Genomic DNA, 20,551 nt, shown 5'->3' on the forward strand with positions numbered 1-20,551 from the left:
AGGATCTGGCCCCGTTCCTATCATCTTATTTCAAGGCAGTTTTTGCTTTATCTGCCAGTTGGCTGAATGCCTGCTCATCATTGATGGCAAGATCAGAAAGCATTTTACGGTTAATGTCGATGCCCGCTAATTTCAAGCCATGCATCAGCTTGCTGTAAGAAATATCGTGATTGCGTGCTGCCGCATTGATACGTGTAATCCACAATTTACGAAAATCACGTTTTTTCTGTCTGCGGTCACGATATGCATACTGACCGGATTTCATTACCTGCTGTTTCGCTGTTTTAAACAGCGTTCTTTTCGAACCATAATAACCTTTTGCTAACTTTAATACGCGTTTACGACGTCTGCGCGTAACTGTTCCACCTTTTACACGTGGCATAATAATTCCCTCCTAGAACATATAAAAATCAAATTTTCTTTTAAACGGACTTTCCTTATTTATAAGGAAGTAATGTCTTGATGCGCTTGAAATCTCCAGAAGAAACTATTGCACTCTTACGCAATTTACGCTTCTGTTTCTGGGACTTATGGGCGAACATATGGCTGGTATACGCATGGGAGCGTTTCAGTTTACCAGAACCAGTTTTTTGGAATCGTTTTTGAGAACCTTTATGGGTTTTCATTTTAGGCATGTTAATTTCCTCCCTATCTTGTTTCCTGCATCATATGAGAAGCTATTTTTTCTCATTGAGTGGTGCGACCATCATAAACATATTACGGCCTTCCATTTTAGGTTTGGTTTCCACCGTACCTACATCTTTGATTTCTTCTGCAAAGCGGTTCAACACATCCCTGCCGAGATCCTTATGGGTGATTGCCCGGCCACGGAAGCGTACTGCCGCTTTTACCTTGTCGCCTTTTTCCAGGAATTTTCTGGCGTTCTTCAATTTTGTCTCAAAATCATGATCGCCGATTCCAGGAGTGAAACGGACTTCTTTCACATTGATGACTTTCTGCTTCTTGCGTGCTTCTTTTTCTTTCTTCTGCTGTTCAAAACGGTATTTCCCGTAATCCATGATACGGCATACCGGCGGTTTAGCATTTGGAGCTACAAGCACAAGGTCCAAATTCCTTTTCTGGGCTATCTCCAATGCTTCATTACGTGATTTGACTCCAAGCTGATCACCATTTGAATCGATGAGTCGTACTTCCCTTGCACGGATTTTCTCATTTACATTCATATCTTTGCTAATAGCCAGCCACCTCCAAATAGTTTAAAAATATTTCTGATCTATCATCGACAAGCATATTTCAGCAATAAAAAATGCGGGCACAACTGCACCCACATGTCTCCAACATTTAGTAAAATAGATTTGGGACCAGTCAACTGCCATCAGGCGCCGATCAGGTGAGAAGCGGGTGCTTCTACTTGTCTTCAGATCATTAAGTTTTTCTCAACCAATAAAGCATAACATCTTGTTTATCCTTTGTCAACATAATTGGACAAAGCCTCGGAACCTTTGATTCATCGTGATTATACCATAGGCATAAAAGAATGAAAAGAGCAAGCATACAAACATCCCTGTATGCTTGCCTTCCTTTTATATCTTTAATCTTTTGCTATTTATTTCATCTTGGATCAACTCAACGAAACTATCGAAGCTGAGTGTTTCCGACTTTTTCTCGCCATAACGTCTCACATTGACAGAATCTGTCTCAATTTCATTATCTCCCAGTACCAATGCAAACGGAACTTTCTGTGTCTGCGCTTCCCGGATTTTATAGCCGATTTTCTCATCCCGTTCATCTACATCCACCCGTATCCCTTCTTGCCTCAGCTTATCTTCCACCTTTTTGGCATAGTCCAAATGTGCTTTTGGAGCCACCGGGATGACTTTTACTTGAACTGGGGCGAGCCATGTAGGGAAGGCGCCTTTATACTCTTCAATCAGGAACGCTACAAACCGCTCCATAGTTGAAACGACACCTCTATGGATAACTACGGGACGGTGCTCTTTTCCATCTTCACCGATATAGGTAAGGTCAAAACGTTCCGGCAGATGGAAGTCCAATTGGACAGTGGACAAGGTCTCATCCTTGCCTAGCGCCGTCTTCACCTGAACATCGAGTTTAGGGCCATAAAATGCCGCTTCTCCTTCCGCTTCGACATAGTCCAGGTTCATATCTTCCATGGTTTCTTTCAGCATTGCCTGTGCCTTATTCCACATTTCGTCATTATCAACATACTTCTCTTTATCTTCCGGATCCCTATAGGATAAACGGAAGTAATAATTATCAATGCCAAAGTCTTCGTATACTTTCTGAACCAGTTCGACCACTCGGATAAATTCATCTTTCAATTGATCTGGGCGGGCAAATATGTGGGCATCATTCAATGTCATGGCTCTTACCCGCTGCAGCCCTGCCAATGCTCCAGACATCTCATGGCGGTGCATGGTACCGAGTTCAGCAATTCTAACCGGCAGATTACGGTAGCTATACAACTGATTTTTGTATACCATCATATGGTGCGGGCAATTCATTGGGCGCAGAACTAGATCTTCATTATCCATTTCCATCGGAGGGAACATATCATCCTGGTAATGGTCCCAGTGGCCGCTGGTTTTATACAGGTCTACACTTCCCAATACTGGTGTATACACATGGTCATACCCCAGACGCTCCTCTAAATCAACGATGTAGCGCTCGATATTGCGACGGATAGTCGCACCTTTTGGCAGCCAAAGTGGCAGTCCCTGTCCCACTTTTTGGTTAACTGTGAAGATATCCAGCTCTTTTCCAAGCTTCCGGTGATCCCTTTCTTTTCTTTCTTCAAGGATGCGAAGGTGTTCCTCCAATTGATTCTGTTTAGGGAAAGCCGTACCATATATTCTTTGTAACTGTTTATTGTTACTGTCTCCTCGCCAATAGGCACCAGAGATGGAAAGCAGCTTGAATGCCTTGATTTTATTAGTGGAAGGGACATGCACTCCTCTGCAGAGATCAAAAAACTCACCCTGCCGATAGATGGTTACCTGTTCTCCTTCCGGTATGTCATCAATTAGCTCGAGTTTTAGTGGATCCTCTTTAAACATTTCCTTCGCTTCATCCCTGGTCACTTCTTCCCGGTTGATTTCCAGGCTTTCATCAACAATACGTTTCATTTCTTTTTCGATGCGCGGAAGATCTTCCGGAATGATTTTCTTCTCCATATCGAGATCATAATAAAATCCTTCTTCAATGACCGGACCTACACCAAAGTTGACCTCTCCATATAAACGCTTGATTGCTTGTGCCATTAAATGTGCTGTTGAATGGCGCATAATCTCAATGCCTTCTTGGTCCTTATTGGTGATGATCGCAATTTCTCCTCCATGATGGAGTGGACGTCTCAAATCCAGCAGTTCATTATCCAGCTTAATGGCAAGCGCTTGTTTTTTTAATCCGGATGAAATATCTGCAGCTATGTCTTCCCCTGTTATACCGGCTGAAAATTGTTTGATCGCTCCATCGGGAAACACCATCGAAATTTGATTCTCTGTCATGATTATCGCTCCTTTTCCTGTAATAATAAATCCTGACGACATTATTTTCTGGCTCAAAACAAAAAACGTTCGTCCCTCTGCATCACGCAAAGGGACGAACGTTGGTCACGTCGTGGTTCCACCCTGATTCCCATCGGTATATACCGATGGCTTCATTGATCTTTAACGCAGATATACGCTGTTACTTACTATGTTTTCCATAACAGGGCTCCAAGGCGGTGACCATTTGGGCGTATAGCGGAAGCTTACAGCCTTTGACTTCCTTCTCTTTCTATCTGCATCAAATGATCTTGTCCTTTTCTTCACCGGGATAGTATGATTAATATATTGTGTATTATAGCCGTCTCCATCAATAAAATCAAGGTTTCTTTTTTAATTGCTGTGGAAATGGGAAAAAATCAACTGGTTCGAATTCCACTTTCTCCTGAAAAACATTTATTACCGTGAGTGTTTTTGGTTCAGAAGGATCTTCTCCATATATTTTTATTTTCTTCGGCGCCATAGCAACCAACGGAGAAAGATTCCATTCTTCCATATTCAGCCCAACGAGGAATAGAGGTTCCTTCTGCATGATATTACGGAGCTCCATCCTGGATAATCTCTTACCGTTTTCCTTGAAAAAGGAAAACGTTTCACCTTGAAGAACGTGAATCAGTTCCATTCCGGACTCCTTTCTGGTGACATACTTGCGAAGGCTCTCTACAAATTCCTGGTGTTCTTCTTCCCGTTTAAATTCATCAATAGCCAGGCCCACATATTGGATAAGATGCCCTCGGAAAGAATTTATACGGAACTTGACAAGCGAGTCAAAGTGAATAGATCGGGCATCTTGGATATGAGTCAGAAAGATGGACAGCAGCAACTGCCTAAGATCTATATCCGCTCGTAAAAACTGGCAATCTTCATCCTCACCGGCTACCAGCCATACAGTTAAGTCCAGTATCCGCTCGATTTCTTCTGCATTCGTAAAGTAAAAAACCTCTTCAATAATAGTTCTGATACTTTGATTCAAACGGTGGGCAATAAACACTTCAACCATAGCGTGAGCAATTGCCTCATTCAATTCATGGGCAGGCAGCTGCTCTTCAAATTGCAGATGATTCCCCCAATCTTTATGTGTTTTCCAAAAAAGCTCGATTTTCTTGTTATAATTGAACAACTGTTCACAAAAACAAATCACTTCTTTATCTGCTTCAAAATATACATTAAGCAACGAACATCACCCTCACCCAACACCAAACTGTTACATTATATGGACAAGGGGAGAAAAACATGTATAATCCTTGAAAAACTCAGCAGAATTTAGAGGCCAACGGAAAAATGGCAGGAGAGGAATAATTCCTCTCCTGCCATTTTACTATTCTCGCCGATTATCTCCTTCAATATTTACTGGGGTGCTCACCTGCTTGATCCGTTCAATTATCCTGCCCGCTTTGACAGTCTCAACTCCTGAACGTGTCGAAGCCAGTTGCCCTTCAAGCTGGGCAAGGCTATAGTTGGAAGTGAAAAACATCGGCAGTCTTTCCATCATCCGATACTGCAAGATGGAACCAAGGATTTCATCCCGGAACCAAGCAGACTGCATCTCTGCTCCAATGTCATCGAGCATCAAGACATCCGCCTTCTTGAAGTAATCAATTTTTTCATTGATGGAATCATCTTTAAAGGACCCTTTGATTTCCCGGACAAATTCAGGCATATAAATGATCATCGAAGAAATATTGTATTCACGCAGCTTATTGGCAATTGCTCCAAGAAAATAGGTTTTACCAACCCCGAACGGGCCGTGGAAATACAGGCCCTTTTGAGGGAGAGAACCGTCAGCTTTACCAAGGAAATTAAGCAGTTCTAGAACCGCCTGATTACGCTGCCTGTCTGAATGGTCAATGTCCTCTATTCTCGCCTGAAGAATTTCTTTCGGCATATAAAGACTTTGTATCAACTTTTGCTGCTGCTGTTCCTTTTCATGCAGCAACCGGCTGTGGCACTTTTCATAGGACAGCCGTATCTCACCGTTTTCAATCTGCAGGATTGGAGAATACCCCTGCAGCATATTTTGGCACTGTTCGAAAGATGAGCAGGAACTGCATTGTTTTGACTGGGTCTTATACTCATACAACTTAATCAAGTTTCTATCAATTTCCCTTTGCGTGAGCTGGGGATGTAGAGAGAGAAATTCCTTGATTTCCGGATCATTTACGACTTCTTCCTTTATCTTTATATAGTTTTCTTGGAAGTTTTTGTTTTCCTGCATCCACTTCTTTAGTGAGGACTGCATTGGTTTCATTTTTATCATCCTTGAGAAACGTTATTATTTTTTACTGGATATCTGACGTAGTAGGGCTTCAATTTTTTCCTGTTCTTCCCCACTATTATCCTTTTCCTGATTTGGTTCAGCTGCCCGCTGTTTGTTATGTCTATTTTTAAACCATTCCGGCACAATTTCCTCCTGTACTGGTTTTCTGCTATTCCTTCGTTTAGTTTTGGATTTTTCATACTTCTCTTTTTCTTTCTTAGCAAAAGCCATCGCCTCTTTGGCTGATTTTAAATTGGCCCTGGACCAGTGGCTCGCAATTTTCTCTAAGTAGGCTTTAGAAAGTTTCATATTGGTCTGCAGCAATACATAGTGGATGAGAACATTCATTACAGGAGAGGGAAGCCCCTGACTTGTCATGATGTCACGTATGACCTTTAAGTCTTGCTCTGAAGCATGGTTCCCGCTTGATAAATCCTCCAACAGCTGTTTTGGCGAGATGGTTTCAAGATGACGAACCAATTGCTCTTCCTTAGTGAGAGGTTTATCTTGCTGAACATCTTCCGTGCGTTTATTGACTTTTGTTTCCAGGTGAATAGCAGTACTATGATTTTTCGACTTGAATAAGTCATGGCATGCTGCTTTGAACTCTTCCGCATTCAGCGTATTTTCTTCATTCAGCGACCATAATACCGCTTTATCTACCTCATGGGCAGCCAGGTCATACAGCTGCATCATTTGGTTGATCAGCTTTCGTGTCTCTCCCGTCAAAACGTTCGTGACAGGGATCATCCGTTGCTTAAGCATGTCTTCCATCCAACTGAAATCAGCCTCCTCTTTCCTGTCTGCAGAAAAAGGGGTCGGCTCAGGTGCATGCACATATTCCCTGGAAGGGGTAAACGTCTGAAAAACTTGATCGAATGCTGCTGTGACATTCTCGCCGCGTTCAGCGGATGGCTTTTCATGATAATGATTTTTCAGCAGATTAAACTTATCTTTGCCGATATGATGGTACAGAAGCTGGGTCAGCATAGCATCTTTAAAGAAATCAACCGGAGAGAACGGACTGTGCAGTTGATACGTATAAATATTATGGGGTTCTGCACTTTTTTTATAAGTCTTCATTAGACCTATGCCTTCCAGCTTTCTTCGGGCCTGATATATTTCATCAAGCGGCAGATTCATATAGTTCATCAAAGTATGGTGCGTCTGCGGATCCGTTTGGTGCTGCAAATCTACCTCGTTCAGAAGCGTCTGATACAGCATGGTTGCCTGGATTCCGATGAGCGGCTGATATAAATGGGTTAACGACTTCACATAATCTGCAGGCAGGTTTTGCTTCAACTCTACATGATAACCTTCTACTGGCAGAATTTTTCCGATAAGATTCATCCTAATAACCCTTTCCTCGCCTCTTTAGTTGCTGTTATTATTTTTATCTTTGTCCGTTTGAATAAGGTCCTTCAGTTCATCCAGAAAGACGGTTATGTCCTTGAACTGCCGGTAAACGGATGCAAACCGGACATATGCTACCTCGTCCACTTCGGATAGGCGTTCCATTACCATTTCGCCAACTTCTTTACTGTCCACTTCGGAACCACCGTTATTACGCAGAGCCTTTTCGACTTCCAGTGCAATTTCCTCTATTTTCTCCAGAGGCACTGGTCGTTTTTCGCATGCCTTAATCAGGCCGCGTACAAGTTTTTCTCTGCTGAACTCCTGTCTGGTTCCATCTTTTTTCACCACAATAAGCGGCACCGCTTCGATGCGCTCAAAGGTAGTAAAGCGAAAACCGCACTGTTCACATTCCCTGCGCCTGCGGATGGACTGCCCTTCCTCAATCGGCCGGGAATCAAGGACCCTGGTATTTTTGTTATGGCAATTGGAACACCTCATCATCTTCAACCCCATTCCTTCTACTGCCGTCTGTCCTTTTCCGGAATTATCGGCAGTTCTTTGCTTATCTTTTCATACAAATCTATAATTAATTTCGTGCTATATCCAAAATCAAAAGGGAGCAGGGACTCTGTAGTAACAGAAAAGTCAACCGCCGTCCGGTTCGGCCGTACCATAATCACCGTGGCTACGATAAATGCCTTCTTTCCTTGAACATGGTGGACACTTATCTCGCCGTGTTCCTTTGAAATAGAATGGATTTCATATTCCTGGGAGCTGGCCAGCAGACTTTTCAATGTTTCCATGCCTCTGTCCTTTGTCGTCTTAAAATATATAGTCCTTAATGACGGGTCCCAGTGATGATCCCTGGTTTCGGCATGATTATTCAAATATTTATTTACTATATTCCTAAACGACATTTCCTGCACCCCGCCGACACACTATTTAAACATATATTAATCAATTTTAACACGTTTTGATAAAATCCTCTAGAACAAATGAGGATTGGGGAAGGGAAGGAAAAAGGGACAAAACGACTGGTTTGCGGCATAGAGTTTGGACTTATCCAGGGGATTATAGGAGAAATTTCCTCATAGGAGGGGGAAGTGTCGTAAAGTCAGCCTCTAATCGGCCTTCCATCATCTATACCTTATCTGATGTTGGCTTTTTGCGGGGAGGGAAACAGCAGCTCTCCTGAAACCTGATAATAGGCATAGGTGTGCAGTCAGGGAACAGTCATACACCTTGGCATTCCTAGGCGGCAGAACACCAAGTAAGGCATACTTCCCCCATTCAGGAAGTATGCCTTCTTATAATACTATGAAATTTTTACCTGCTGCTGATGGATGAAATTCCCAACATGTTTAGTTAGATCAACCACTCTATGGGAATAACCCCATTCATTATCATACCAAGCAAGCACTTTCACCTTATTATCCTCTAGAACCATGGTAGAAAGGCCATCGATGACCGCAGAATACTCAGATGTTGTGTAATCTATGGAAACCAATGGTTCTTCACTATAATTGATGATACCGTAGAGTTCATTATTAGCAGATTGTCGGAATGCTTCATTTACTTCTTGTGCAGTTACTTGTTTCTCTACATCCACAACCAAATCTACAAGGGAAACATTCGGGGTCGGCACCCGGAGAGCCATCCCATGCAGTTTGCCATGCAGGTGTGGCAGCACTTCCCCTAGCGCTTTTGCTGCTCCAGTGGAAGTAGGAATAATTGACTGTGTACACCCACGTGCCCTGCGCAGATCCTTGTGGGGATTATCAATATTCTTCTGATCGTTGGTAAACGCATGTACTGTGGTCATCAAGCCGTTAATGATACCAAACCGGTCATCCAGTACCTTAGCAACCGGTGCCAGACAGTTCGTGGTACAGGAGGCATTCGAAATGATATTTTCTTTTTCCGGCTGGTAAGTATCCTCGTTGACCCCCATCACGATCGTGTTATCTACCTGTTTTCCAGGAGCAGTGATGACTACCTTTTTAGCACCTGCCTTCAGGTGAAGTCCTGCAGTTTCTTTTGTTTTGAACTTTCCAGTAGCCTCGATGACTACGTCTATGTCCATTTCTTTCCACGGCAGCTTTTCCGGATCTCTGGAATTAACCAGTTCTACAAAATGGCCGTTAACTTCCAACCCGTTTTCCACCGCTTCCACGCTACCGTTAAAAATACCATGATTGCTGTCATATTTAATCAAATGTGCAAGTGTTTCCGCTGGATAACTGGCATTTACTGCGACAATATCCAGTTCCCTTTCCATTACAGCTTGACGGAAAACCATCCGGCCAATCCGACCTAATCCATTAATAGCAACTCTCGTCTTATTCATAGCGGACCTCCATTGTCATTCATATTAATTTATAAGTTATACTAATTTGTTGTTTTTCATAATTAGTATAACATATTAGTTGATTGAATGTGAAAGAAATTAGCGGTATTTTTTAAAATATTATGTTAGAATGCTAATCCTATATGCGACACAATCAATAAATCGAAAAAAGGCCGAAGCAATTCTGCTTCGGCACATTCCAATTATGTTATATTCAATTGTTCAAGCAGGCGCTTCACCTGTCTACAGGTGTCTGCTTTCGAACCATTATTATTGATGACATAGTCAGCCCGGTCTGCTTTTTCTTTCACAGGCATCTGTGCTGCAATCCGCTGGGAAGCTTCTTCTTCCGTAAAACCATTCCGCTCCTTCAGCCTCTGCTTCTGAACTTCTTCATCTGCATAAACTACTACTATCGCATCTGCCATATGGGAAAGGTTACTTTCAAATAACAGTGGAATATCCAGCACAATACATGGAGCCCCGGACTCTAAATAAGACCTTTTCTGCTCCAACATTCTCTCTCTTACAGCCGGATGCACAATGGCATTTAACTTTTTGCGCTTATTATCATCGGTGAAAACCAAGGCGCCAAGTTTCTGCCTGTCCAAGCTGTGATCTTCTTGAAACACCTCTGAGCCAAATGCTTCTTTGATCTTATTGTATGCAGGCTCTCCGGGTTCCACCACTTCTCTGGCAATGATATCGGCATCTATCACGGGTATGTCCAATTCCTTTAACATCTTGGATACCGTACTCTTGCCAGTGGCAATGCTCCCTGTCAACCCGATCGTAAGCGTCATGATATCCTCCCCTCTATTCCTTCTGGCAAGACGGACAGATATGGGTGCCCCGTCCGCCGACCTTCAATTTAATGACTGCATTACCACATTTTTTGCATGGTTCATTTTCTTGACCATAGACGAACAGTTCTTGCTGGAACATCCCCATCTCACCTTGGGAGTTAACATAGGATCGGATGGTAGTGCCGCCCTGTTCTACAGCCTCCTCCAGAGTCAATATTGCCTGTTTCCTGATTTTTTGCACTTCCTTTTTGGTCAGCTTATTGGATTTTTTCAAAGGATGGACCCCGGCACGGAATAATGTCTCATCGACGTAAATATTTCCCAAACCAGCTACAATCGTCTGATCCAGCAAGACGGATTTGACTATACGCTCCGTCTTTTTAAATTTCTGATAGAGGTATTCCAAGGTAAACGCCGGATCAAATGGGTCTGGCCCCAATTGATTTAAGGGTTTATCACTCATTTCCTCACCTTTCACATAAATATGCATGGTTCCGAACTTGCGAACGTCATTATAGCGCAGCTCTTTTCCATCCGTAAAAGTGAATAAAACATGAGTGTGCTTTTTCACCGACTCAATCGCCTGATGGACACTATATTTCCCTTCCATTCGCAAATGCGAGATTAGCACATAATCATCCAGCTGAAACAACAGAAATTTTCCCCGACGTGATATATCGACAATACTCTGCCCTCTCAGCAGCTGCTTGAACTCTTCCACATCATCGGGCTTTTTGATGATATTCGGCCAGTAAACTTTCACATCATCTATTGTCTTATTTAACACAAATTGTTTGAGTGTCTTTCTTACTGTCTCTACTTCCGGTAATTCAGGCATCGTTCATATTCTCCTTACTTCGCATCAAACCAGCTGGTTCCGTACGCATAATCCACTTTTAAAGGTACACTCAGGTCTACTGTATGTTCCATAACTTCTGGAACAATATCCATCATTTTATTTAATTCTTCTTTCGGGGCTTCCAGGATCAATTCATCATGCACTTGAAGCAACATACGGGCATCTAATTTTTCATCCTTCAACCTTTCATGGAGATCAATCATCGCCTTCTTGATAATGTCAGCAGCACTCCCTTGAATTGGTGTATTCATTGCAGTGCGCTCAGCAAAACTGCGTTTATTGAAATTTCGGCTTGTAATATCTGGTAAATAGCGTCGGCGTTTCATTAAGGTAGTCACAAACCCTTGGTGTTTCGCTTCCTGAACGATCTCATCCATATAAGCTCTTACACCTGGGTAGCTCTCAAAATAACGATCAATGAACTTCTTGGCCTCTTTCCTGGTAATTCCCAAATTCTGGGATAGACCATAGTCGCTGATTCCGTATACAATACCAAAATTCACAGCCTTGGCTTGCCGTCTCATATTAGCGGTGACACTCTCTTTGTCCACATGGAAAACATCCATTGCAGTTTGTGTATGGATATCCACATCTTCCTTAAAAGCATTAATTAATTTCTCATCGCCGGCAATATGCGCCAGAACCCTCAGCTCAATCTGGGAATAGTCAGCTGCGAACATAATCCACTCATCTTTAGCCGGAACAAAAGCTTGCCTGATTTTACGGCCTTCTTCCAGACGAATGGGAATATTCTGCAGGTTGGGTTCAATGGAACTGAGTCTGCCTGTTTGGGTTAAAGCTTGATTGAAGCGCGTGTGAATCTTATGGGTATCTTCATCCACTACTTTCAGGAGTCCCTCTATATAAGTGGACTGGAGTTTCCCAAGCTGTCTGTACAATAGCAGCTTCGGTATAATCTCATGTTCACCTTCCAATTGTTCCAAAACATCCGCAGCCGTTGAATAGCCTGTCTTCGTTTTCTTTATAACAGGAAGGCCAAGCTTCTCAAACAGGATTGGGCCCAGCTGTTTAGGGGAATTCAAATTAAATGGCTCACCGGCCAGTTCATATATTTCTTTTTCCAGCTCTTCCAGGCGCCGTTTTAAATCCTTTCCCATTTCTTCTAACTTAGTAATATCTACTTGAACCCCGAGATGCTCCATTTCCCCCAGTATCAATGCAAGCGGCATTTCCAACTCTCTGTACAATTCATACTGTCCGTTTTTTCTCAGTTCTTCTTCCATTTTATCCTCTAATGCAAAGAGTGCTGCCGTCTTTCTAATTATATGTTCAGCCAATATGGATTCTTCCGGTACCTTCTGTTTTGTCCCTTTGCCGTATACTTCTTCATCATAGAGTACATCTTTCTGGCCCAGACGGTGGCTGATTGCGGGTATATCATGATTGTTTTCAGAAGGATTGAGCAGGTAAGATGCAAGGAGCATATCAAATACAATGCCTTTTATATGGATTCCGTGATTCAAGAGAGTGACTAGTGTTTTCTTTGCATCAAAGACACTCTTTTGATTATTACTCTCCTCTGCCCACTCCCGAAAAACTTTCGATTCCAAGGCAACGTCTACAGGGATGAAATAAGCGCCCTCACTGTTTGCAATACCAAACCCTTCGATAGATCCAGTATGGTAATTCTCTCCGAGCATATCCACAACGATGGACTCTTTTCCGGTAAACATATCCTTGCTCACTTCCCGGACAATCGTTACATCTATTTCTTCCATCTGATGTGTAGACTCTTCGATTGTCTCATCTCCTGCAATTCTATTCAGCAGCGATTGAAACCCCAACTCTTTGAACATCTTGCTCAACCGGTTGGAGTCATATCCTTCAAAAACTAATTCTTCCGGCTTTACAGTAATAGGTGAATCACGCTTAATCGTTACCAGTTCCTTGCTGATAAACGCTTCATCCTTGTATGTAATTAATTTTTCTTTCAGTTTCTTTCCACTGACTTTCTCTATGTGGTCATATACCCCTTCCAAAGTTTCGAACTGCTTCAGCAGCTTAACAGCTGTCTTCTCTCCGACTCCCGGCACACCCGGTATGTTATCCGATTTATCCCCCATCAATGCCTTCAAATCAATGATCTGCTCTGGTGATAACTCCATTTTCTCTCTCATGAATGCAGGAGTGTACCGTTCAACTTCACTGATCCCTTTTTTGGTTAGACTGACTGTTACTCGATCGGACGTCAGTTGGAGTAAGTCTTTATCACCGGAGATGACTGTTACATTCCAATCTTTATCTTCCTCGACAGACGCCAAAGTCCCGATTATATCATCTGCTTCAAATTGTTCCAGCTGATAATGGGGAATAGAGAAAGCATCCAACACTTCTTTCAGGAGGGGGAACTGCTCGGACAATTCCGGTGGAGTCTTCTGTCTGCCGCCTTTATACTCTTTATAGGTCTCATGGCGAAATGTCGTCTTGCCCGCATCAAATGCCACCAAGATATGTGTCGGCTTCTCCTCCTCCAGGATACGAAGCAGCATCGTAGTGAATCCGTATACAGCATTGGTATAGACTCCCTTATCATTGTTCAAAAGGGGCAAAGCGAAAAATGCCCTATATATAATACTATTGCCATCAATCAGCACTAACTTATTTGACATATAACTTCCCTCCGTTCTGATTTCTTTCCTTATTTTATCACTACCTGGCAATAAAATAAAAAATTACGAGCATCCCAAGGGCTAAATGAAAAGACATCTCCCAGCCGTGGAGATGTCTATTTCTTTACTTTTTTTGGAAGGTACACGTGGATGGCTGTACCTTTATTCAATTCACTTTCAATATTGATGATTCCTTCATGGACTTCCACAATATGTTTGACAATAGCAAGGCCCAATCCTGTTCCCCCTGTATTCCTGCTTCTAGCCTTGTCTATACGGTAGAATCGCTCAAATATCCTCGGCAATGACTCTTTGTCAATACCAATCCCTGTGTCTCTTACTTCCATATGGATGTAACCTTCCTCTGAACTTATAGAAAGAGACACCTTCCCTTGCTCCGGAGTATAGTTGAAGGCATTATCCAACAGATTTATAAGTACCTGTTTCACTTTTTTCTCATCTGCCTCGATGTGGAGGCCTTCTTCCATCTCTACTGAAAATTCAAGCTGCTTATCACTAGCCTTATGCCGCATTGCAGGCAGAATATCCTCAACCATGGAATGGAGATCCACATAGGTGATAATCAGCGGAAACCCTTCCTTCTCCAACTTGGATAACCGCAACAAATCATCGATCAACAATTGGAGGCGGTCACTTTCATTATAAATGATCCGCAAAAATTCCTCTCTCACCTGAGGATCATCCGCTCCTCCATCCAAAAGTGTCTCAGCAAATCCTTTTATCGATGTGATCGGTGTTTTTAATTCATGGGAGACATTAGCAACAAAGTCTTTTCGCATTCCTTCCAGTTTTTTCAGTTCCGTAATATCATATAGGACGAGCACCGCTCCTTTAAGCCTATTTCGAGAACTAAAAATAGGAACCCCAAGAACTTCCAGGTAATTCTTATCAAGCCCGTTATAATAACTGAATTCTTCTTTGACGTTTTTCTCATAGAGAAAAGTATCATGGACGGTCTGGTGAATAATTTCATTCTCGATGACTTCATGGTAAAGATATCCATTATAATCCTTCTCATTTTTGCCAAAAATGGTGAGGAATTTACTGTTGACCAAATGGATATAGCCCTTTTCATCGATCAATACCAGGCCACTCTCCGTATTGTCAATTACCGAAGCTAACTGTTCTGATCGCATCTTTTCCTGGATGGAAATTTCACGCATATACCTTGCAAGCTGGTTGACTCTGTTGCTTAGATCAGCTACTTCCGCTGAAGTATTCAAATGTACCCTAGCTCGATAGTTTCCTTGGGCTATCTCCTCCAATACACGTGTTACTTTCCTAATCGGCTTAATGAACCGTTCCTGAAAATGCAGCAACATTAGAAGCAATGTGATCAATGCACCTGTCATTACAGAAATTATTAATATATCATTCTCGTTGAGTTGAACGAGTATAAAACCGCTAAGAATTAAAGTGATGATAATTCCAAATATGTACGGAAAGAGAGCCCTTGTAAATATTTCCTTCATGACACAGGATCTTCCAGCTTATAACCAAGGCCTCTTACAGTTATAATATATGACGGCTTTTTGGTAGAAGGTTCGATTTTTTCACGTAAATGGCTGATATGTACATCAACAATCCTTGTATCTCCTACAAAATCATAGTCCCATATGCCACTTAGCAGCTGATCCCGTGAAATCACCTTTCCTTTGTGATTGGCAAGATAATATAATAATTCAAATTCCTTCCGAGTGAATGTTATCAATCTGCCATCCATCTCAGCCTCATACCGTTCTGGATAAATCACCAAATTGCCAATACGGATAGAATCGTAACGATGCCTACTTCCACCCTCTGTTCTTCTGAGAATGGCTTTGATTCTGGCAATCACTTCTTTAGGGCTGAACGGTTTGGTCAAATAATCATCCGCCCCCAACTCCAGCCCCAGAACCTTATCAAATTCATCATTTTTGGCTGTCAGCATTAAAATCGGAGTATCTATCCGATTGTTCCTTAATTTCTTGCATACTTCCATTCCGTCGATTTCAGGCAGCATGAGGTCCAAGATGATGAGATCATAATCATTTTGTTCTGCTTTCCTGACTGCATCCAAACCATCATAGGCTGTATCTGTCATAAATCCAGCCTTTTCAATGTTGAATTTCAGCAGTGTTACAATAGAAACTTCATCATCTACAATAAGAATATGTTTCTTCATCTAATTCCCCATTTCTGTAATACCATATGTAGTTTACAGTCCTATCTTACAACGAAACAGGCAGTATGTGAATATTCAGGAAGGTTTGTAAAAGAAATTTTACATTTCTGCCTGTATTAGAAGAAATTCTCCAATGAACTGGCGGTTAGAGATTTGGGGCGATAGGCAGGAGTAACATATAATTTCCCCTGTATGACAGTATCCCCTTTTTCATTATAGCCGACTACCGATAACGCCGCCCGGTTTTCTTCCTTGTCTATTGCAATAACCTCCAACAGGAATTTAACTTCTGTCTCATGGAAGACAGGATGTGGAAAAGCCATTTCATGCTGGGTGATGTGGCTCCCCGGTCCAGGAAGATGCATGGAAATGAGGGAAGACACCATTCCAAATAGCATGACAGAAGGAACAATCGGTTTTTCGTATGGTGTTTGTGATGCATAATCATGTTGTATATACAAAGGATTCGAATCATTCGTCAATCCTAGATATAGGAGCAGATCCCTGTCTCCCACTCTTTTGATTGCCGTAAAAGAATCTCCTATTCGCAATTCGTCTATTTGCTTACCGAGCTTTCTCTTTCTGTCGATCATCCAAACCACCTCCAAAGATTTTGCAAGCGCTTTCTATCATTAGTATATCATACTATAGTGATAACGGAAAAATGTATAAAGGAAACCCCTTGCAACATAATTGCTGCAAGGGGTTTCGAGTCCAATAGCTTAATCCAATATTCTAAGCACATTCTTTACGGAATCTGCCGACTTGTCCAATTGAGATTTCTCTTCAGCTGTAAGATCCAGCTCAATGATTTCCTCAATACCATTTCCACCAAGGATAGTAGGTACACCCAGGTAGATATCAGAGTATCCGTACTCGCCTTCCAAATACGCAATGGAAGGTATCACACGGCGCTGATCCTTCAGAATAGCTTCAGCCATAACAGTCAAGGATGCCGCAGGGGCATAATAGGCACTTCCATTACCCAAGAGATTGACAATTTCACCGCCTCCGGTACGTGTACGGGCTACAATTTCATCCAGTCGCTCTTTGGAAATCAATTTCTCCAACGGGATTCCACCTGCATAGGAATACCGGATCATAGGGACCATATCGTCCCCATGGCCGCCCAGAACAAACCCAGTAATGTCCTTTACAGACAGGTTCAGCTCCTCTGCGACGAAGGCTCTGAATCGCGCTGTATCCAGCACACCGGATTGGCCAATAACTCTTTCTTTAGGCAGGCCTGATTCTTTATAAACTGTATAGGTCATGGCATCAACTGGATTCGTCAGCACCACGATTGTCGTGTCTGGCGAATACTTAACAATATCTTTAGTTACTGTTTTCATGATTTTTGCATTAGTGTTGACCAAATCATCACGGCTCATCCCCGGCTTTCGAGCAATCCCAGCAGTGATGATGACCAGATCGGAACCTTGAGTATCCTCATAATCGGAAGTTCCTTGGACAGCAGCGTCAAAACCTTGAACAGGTGCAGCCTCTGCCATATCCAAGGCCTTTCCTTTTGTCGGGTCTTCCATATCAGGAATATCCACCAGCACTACATCTCCCAGTTCTTTCTGTGCAAGCATAAGTGCAGTGGTAGCACCTGTGAAACCAGAACCGATGACGGAAATCTTCCTTCTTTTAATACCCATTGTTTCCCCCCTATGCCATTAGTCCATATTCTTAATTAATTCATCGCCGAACTCGGAACATTTAACTTCTTTTGCACCTTCCATCAACCTGGCAAAATCATAGGTTACAACTTTTGAAGCAATCGTTTTGTCCATGGACTTAGTGATCAGCGCAGATGCTTCTTTCCATCCAAGGTGCTCCAGCATCTCCACACCAGAGAGAATTACAGAAGATGGATTAACTTTATCCAACCCTGCGTACTTTGGAGCAGTTCCGTGTGTCGCTTCAAAAATTGCGTGGCCGGTATCATAATTGATATTCGCTCCCGGTGCAATACCGATGCCGCCCACCTGTGCAGCAAGGGCGTCAGAGATATAGTCCCCATTCAGATTCATGGTTGCAACTACATCAAATTCCTTAGGTCGAGTGAGGACCTGTTGGAGGAAGATATCTGCAATAGCGTCTTTGACAAGAATCTTCCCTTCTGCCAATGCCTCATCCTGTGCTTTATTTGCTGCATCTTTGCCATCTTTTTCAACAATACGGTCATACTCCGCCCATGTGAACACCTTGTCACCGAATTCTTCTTCGGCAACCTCATATCCCCAGTTCTTAAAAGCACCTTCCGTAAATTTCATGATGTTACCCTTATGTACTAAAGTAACACTCTTACGCCCCTCATTCAGAGCATAATTAATGCTGGCCCTTACAATACGTTTTGTACCCTCTTCAGATACTGGCTTTACACCTATACCGGAGGTTTCTGGGAAGCGGATATTTGAAACATCCATCTCTTTTTGAAGGAATTCAATAACCTTCTTTACTTCATCTGAACCTTTCTGCCACTCAATACCTGCATAGATATCTTCCGTATTTTCACGGAAAATTACCATGTTTACATCTTCTGGACGCTTAACCGGAGACGGCACTCCATCGAAATAACGGACAGGACGCAGGCATGTGAAAAGATCCAGCTTCTGGCGCAATGCTACGTTCAGGGAACGGATTCCTCCGCCGATTGGTGTAGTCAATGGCCCTTTGATGGCGATCTTATATTCATTGATTTTATCCAGTGTCTCTTGTGGGAGCCACTCACCAGTCTTATCATATGCTTTCTGGCCGGCCAGTACTTCCGTCCATTCAATTTTCTTTTCTCCGTTATAAGCTTTTTCCACCGCACTTTCTATAACACGGCTGGCGGCAGCCCAAATATCAGGACCTGTTCCATCCCCTTCTATAAAAGGAATAACCGGATTGTTTGGTACGTTCATATTTCCATTTTCTACTGTGATTTTTTCTCCCATAACAAATACCTCCTGTTTCTCTCATTTAATATTCATTCTACCATAATTGTTCTGTTTAGGTTAAATATACTGAATTCTATCCGATCACCGATTTTCAAGCGGTACATACTGCTGTGTAGCTGGCCCGACATATTCCGCGCGCGGACGGATCAGACGGTTATTTTCATACTGCTCGAGAATATGGGCAAGCCATCCTGAGGTACGGCTCACTGCAAAAATTGGTGTAAAGAGATCGTGGTCGATTCCAAGACTGTGATAGACCGATGCCGAATAGAAATCAACGTTAGCAGGAAGCCCTTTATTTTCCTTGATGTAATCTTCTATCTCCACAGACATGTTATACCACTTGGATTGACCGGTAAGCTCCGTTAATTCCCTCGACATTTCTTTTAGAAACTTGGCACGCGGATCTCCATTTTTATAGACACGGTGACCCATACCCATGATTTTCTCTTTCTTGTTGATTTTTTCCTTAATATAAGGAATAGCGTTGTCTTCCTCGCCAATTTCGGTCAGCATAGCCATGACCTGCTCATTTGCTCCACCGTGCAGCGGTCCCTTTAAGGCTCCGATCGCAGAGGTGATACCTGAATAAATGTCGGATAGTGTAGCCACACATACCCTGGCTGTAAAAGTAGAGGCGTTGAGCTCATGATCGGCATGCAATACGAGTGCTTTGTTGATAGCTTCTACCTCAATATCTTCAGGTTCTTTTCCATTAAGCATATAAAGGAAATTTTCTGCATAGCTCAGGTCCTTTTTCGGCTTGACAATCTCCTTTCCTTGACGGATACGCGCAAAGGCAGTAACCACAGAGGAGATCTTTGCTTGGATCCGAACAGCCTTGCGCTTATTCGCTTCCGTTTCCATTACATCAGCCTCTTCATCATACAAACCAAGCAGGGAAACTGCCGTACGCAATGCCGCCATTGGAGATACGGTAGACAAGTCATACGAACGCAAATGCTCCACGACTGCATCAGGCAAATCCATATTGGCAGCAAGATCTTTTTTAAGCTGTTCCAATTCTGATTTTGTTGGAAGCTTTTGGTTCCATAACAGATAGATTACTTCTTCGAAACTTGAATTATTTGCGAGATCATCAATTTTATAACCGGAATAAGTCAACTGGTCATCTACTATAGAGCTGATTGATGATTGAGTTGCTACTACCCCTTCAAGCCCTTTGGTCGTTGCTGTCATATAAAACCCACTCCTTCTCTATGAATTGTTCTTTCATTTCGTAGAATGTATAAGAACTTTTTAGACAATATTCAAGAAACATTGTCATCCCCACTACCAATTATAAAGTATTATGAATGTAATGTGAATTGAAACCGTTTAATTTTTAGGAATAAATTTTATGTAATAGTCTATTATTTTACTTTAATCTGGAACAAAATAGGTTTTCTCTAAAAAATGAGACTTCCCAGAAGCCTCATTCATCAATAAAGAAATGTTCTTATAGCGGACAATCTTGTATTCCATTTAGGCTCTACCTCGGATGCTCCCCCAAATGGTTATATTGCAGAAATAAATAAGGAAGTTCCCCCCCCCCCCCGACCCTAGACTCATTACATGACTGCCTCCAAACCGGGCATTTATACCTAACAAATTGCAGCCATCCTCTATTTCAGTG

Annotated in this window: 19 protein-coding genes and 1 other annotated feature; all 19 genes read right to left on the reverse strand. The window is 42.4% G+C overall.

Annotated features, from left to right (window positions below):
* Positions 1-25: 25 nt before the first annotated feature.
* Positions 26-382, reverse strand: coding sequence for a 50S ribosomal protein L20 (gene rplT / locus ACFODW_RS09710; protein WP_390305789.1), 357 nt, complete (start codon positions 380-382; stop codon positions 26-28).
* Between the two features lie 55 nt (positions 383-437).
* Positions 438-635: a 50S ribosomal protein L35 gene (gene rpmI, locus ACFODW_RS09715; protein WP_390305792.1), complete on the reverse strand. Its 198-nt coding sequence runs from the start codon at positions 633-635 to the stop codon at positions 438-440.
* Positions 636-677: 42 nt separating this feature from the next.
* Complete coding sequence (gene infC / locus ACFODW_RS09720; RefSeq protein ID WP_390305794.1) at positions 678-1,184, reverse strand: translation initiation factor IF-3; 507 nt, start codon at positions 1,182-1,184, stop codon at positions 678-680.
* Between the two features lie 71 nt (positions 1,185-1,255).
* Positions 1,256-1,380 (reverse strand) — a sequence feature (ribosomal protein L20 leader region).
* Positions 1,381-1,544: 164 nt separating this feature from the next.
* The gene (gene thrS, locus ACFODW_RS09725) at positions 1,545-3,488 is read right to left on the reverse strand and encodes a threonine--tRNA ligase (protein WP_390305798.1); all 1,944 of its coding nucleotides are present in this window, start codon (positions 3,486-3,488) and stop codon (positions 1,545-1,547) included.
* A gap of 358 nt (positions 3,489-3,846) precedes the next feature.
* Complete coding sequence (gene ytxC / locus ACFODW_RS09730) at positions 3,847-4,701, reverse strand: putative sporulation protein YtxC (RefSeq protein WP_390305800.1); 855 nt, start codon at positions 4,699-4,701, stop codon at positions 3,847-3,849.
* A gap of 144 nt (positions 4,702-4,845) precedes the next feature.
* Positions 4,846-5,775, reverse strand: coding sequence for a primosomal protein DnaI (dnaI, locus tag ACFODW_RS09735; protein ID WP_390305802.1), 930 nt, complete (start codon positions 5,773-5,775; stop codon positions 4,846-4,848).
* 24 nt (positions 5,776-5,799) lie between these two features.
* Positions 5,800-7,134, reverse strand: a complete 1,335-nt coding sequence (locus ACFODW_RS09740) for a replication initiation and membrane attachment family protein (protein WP_390305804.1) — start codon at positions 7,132-7,134, stop codon at positions 5,800-5,802.
* A 24-nt stretch (positions 7,135-7,158) separates the two neighbouring features.
* A complete protein-coding gene (nrdR, locus tag ACFODW_RS09745) occupies positions 7,159-7,638 on the reverse strand; it encodes a transcriptional regulator NrdR (protein WP_390305996.1) in 480 nt (159 codons plus the stop codon).
* Between the two features lie 20 nt (positions 7,639-7,658).
* Complete coding sequence (locus ACFODW_RS09750) at positions 7,659-8,057, reverse strand: cytosolic protein (protein WP_390305806.1); 399 nt, start codon at positions 8,055-8,057, stop codon at positions 7,659-7,661.
* A 398-nt stretch (positions 8,058-8,455) separates the two neighbouring features.
* Entirely contained in the window at positions 8,456-9,487 is a 1,032-nt protein-coding gene (locus ACFODW_RS09755; RefSeq protein ID WP_390305808.1) for a glyceraldehyde-3-phosphate dehydrogenase, read from the reverse strand.
* Positions 9,488-9,690: 203 nt separating this feature from the next.
* Positions 9,691-10,290, reverse strand: a complete 600-nt coding sequence (coaE, locus tag ACFODW_RS09760; RefSeq protein ID WP_390305810.1) for a dephospho-CoA kinase — start codon at positions 10,288-10,290, stop codon at positions 9,691-9,693.
* 13 nt (positions 10,291-10,303) lie between these two features.
* The gene (gene mutM / locus ACFODW_RS09765; RefSeq protein WP_390305813.1) at positions 10,304-11,131 is read right to left on the reverse strand and encodes a DNA-formamidopyrimidine glycosylase; all 828 of its coding nucleotides are present in this window, start codon (positions 11,129-11,131) and stop codon (positions 10,304-10,306) included.
* A 14-nt stretch (positions 11,132-11,145) separates the two neighbouring features.
* Positions 11,146-13,782: a DNA polymerase I gene (gene polA / locus ACFODW_RS09770; protein ID WP_390305814.1), complete on the reverse strand. Its 2,637-nt coding sequence runs from the start codon at positions 13,780-13,782 to the stop codon at positions 11,146-11,148.
* A 116-nt stretch (positions 13,783-13,898) separates the two neighbouring features.
* Positions 13,899-15,275, reverse strand: coding sequence for a two-component system histidine kinase PnpS (gene pnpS / locus ACFODW_RS09775; protein ID WP_390305816.1), 1,377 nt, complete (start codon positions 15,273-15,275; stop codon positions 13,899-13,901).
* Positions 15,272-15,967 (reverse strand): response regulator transcription factor, encoded by a 696-nt coding sequence (locus ACFODW_RS09780; protein WP_390305818.1) that lies wholly within the window; start codon positions 15,965-15,967, stop codon positions 15,272-15,274. The genes pnpS and ACFODW_RS09780 overlap by 4 nt, the downstream gene beginning before the upstream one ends.
* 116 nt (positions 15,968-16,083) lie before the next feature.
* A complete protein-coding gene (locus ACFODW_RS09785; RefSeq protein WP_390305820.1) occupies positions 16,084-16,560 on the reverse strand; it encodes a MaoC/PaaZ C-terminal domain-containing protein in 477 nt (158 codons plus the stop codon).
* 129 nt (positions 16,561-16,689) lie between these two features.
* Positions 16,690-17,628 carry a malate dehydrogenase gene (gene mdh / locus ACFODW_RS09790; RefSeq protein ID WP_390305822.1) on the reverse strand — a complete coding sequence of 313 codons (939 nt, stop codon included), beginning with the start codon at positions 17,626-17,628 and terminating at the stop codon, positions 16,690-16,692.
* 18 nt (positions 17,629-17,646) lie between these two features.
* On the reverse strand, positions 17,647-18,912 hold the full coding sequence (icd, locus tag ACFODW_RS09795; RefSeq protein ID WP_390305825.1) for an NADP-dependent isocitrate dehydrogenase: 1,266 nt from the start codon (positions 18,910-18,912) through the stop codon (positions 17,647-17,649).
* Between the two features lie 84 nt (positions 18,913-18,996).
* Positions 18,997-20,115, reverse strand: a complete 1,119-nt coding sequence (gene citZ, locus ACFODW_RS09800; protein ID WP_390305827.1) for a citrate synthase — start codon at positions 20,113-20,115, stop codon at positions 18,997-18,999.
* Positions 20,116-20,551: the final 436 nt, after the last annotated feature.

Source organism: Virgibacillus sediminis, assembly GCF_042643265.1.
Lineage (GTDB): Bacteria > Bacillota > Bacilli > Bacillales > Amphibacillaceae > Virgibacillus_O > Virgibacillus_O sediminis.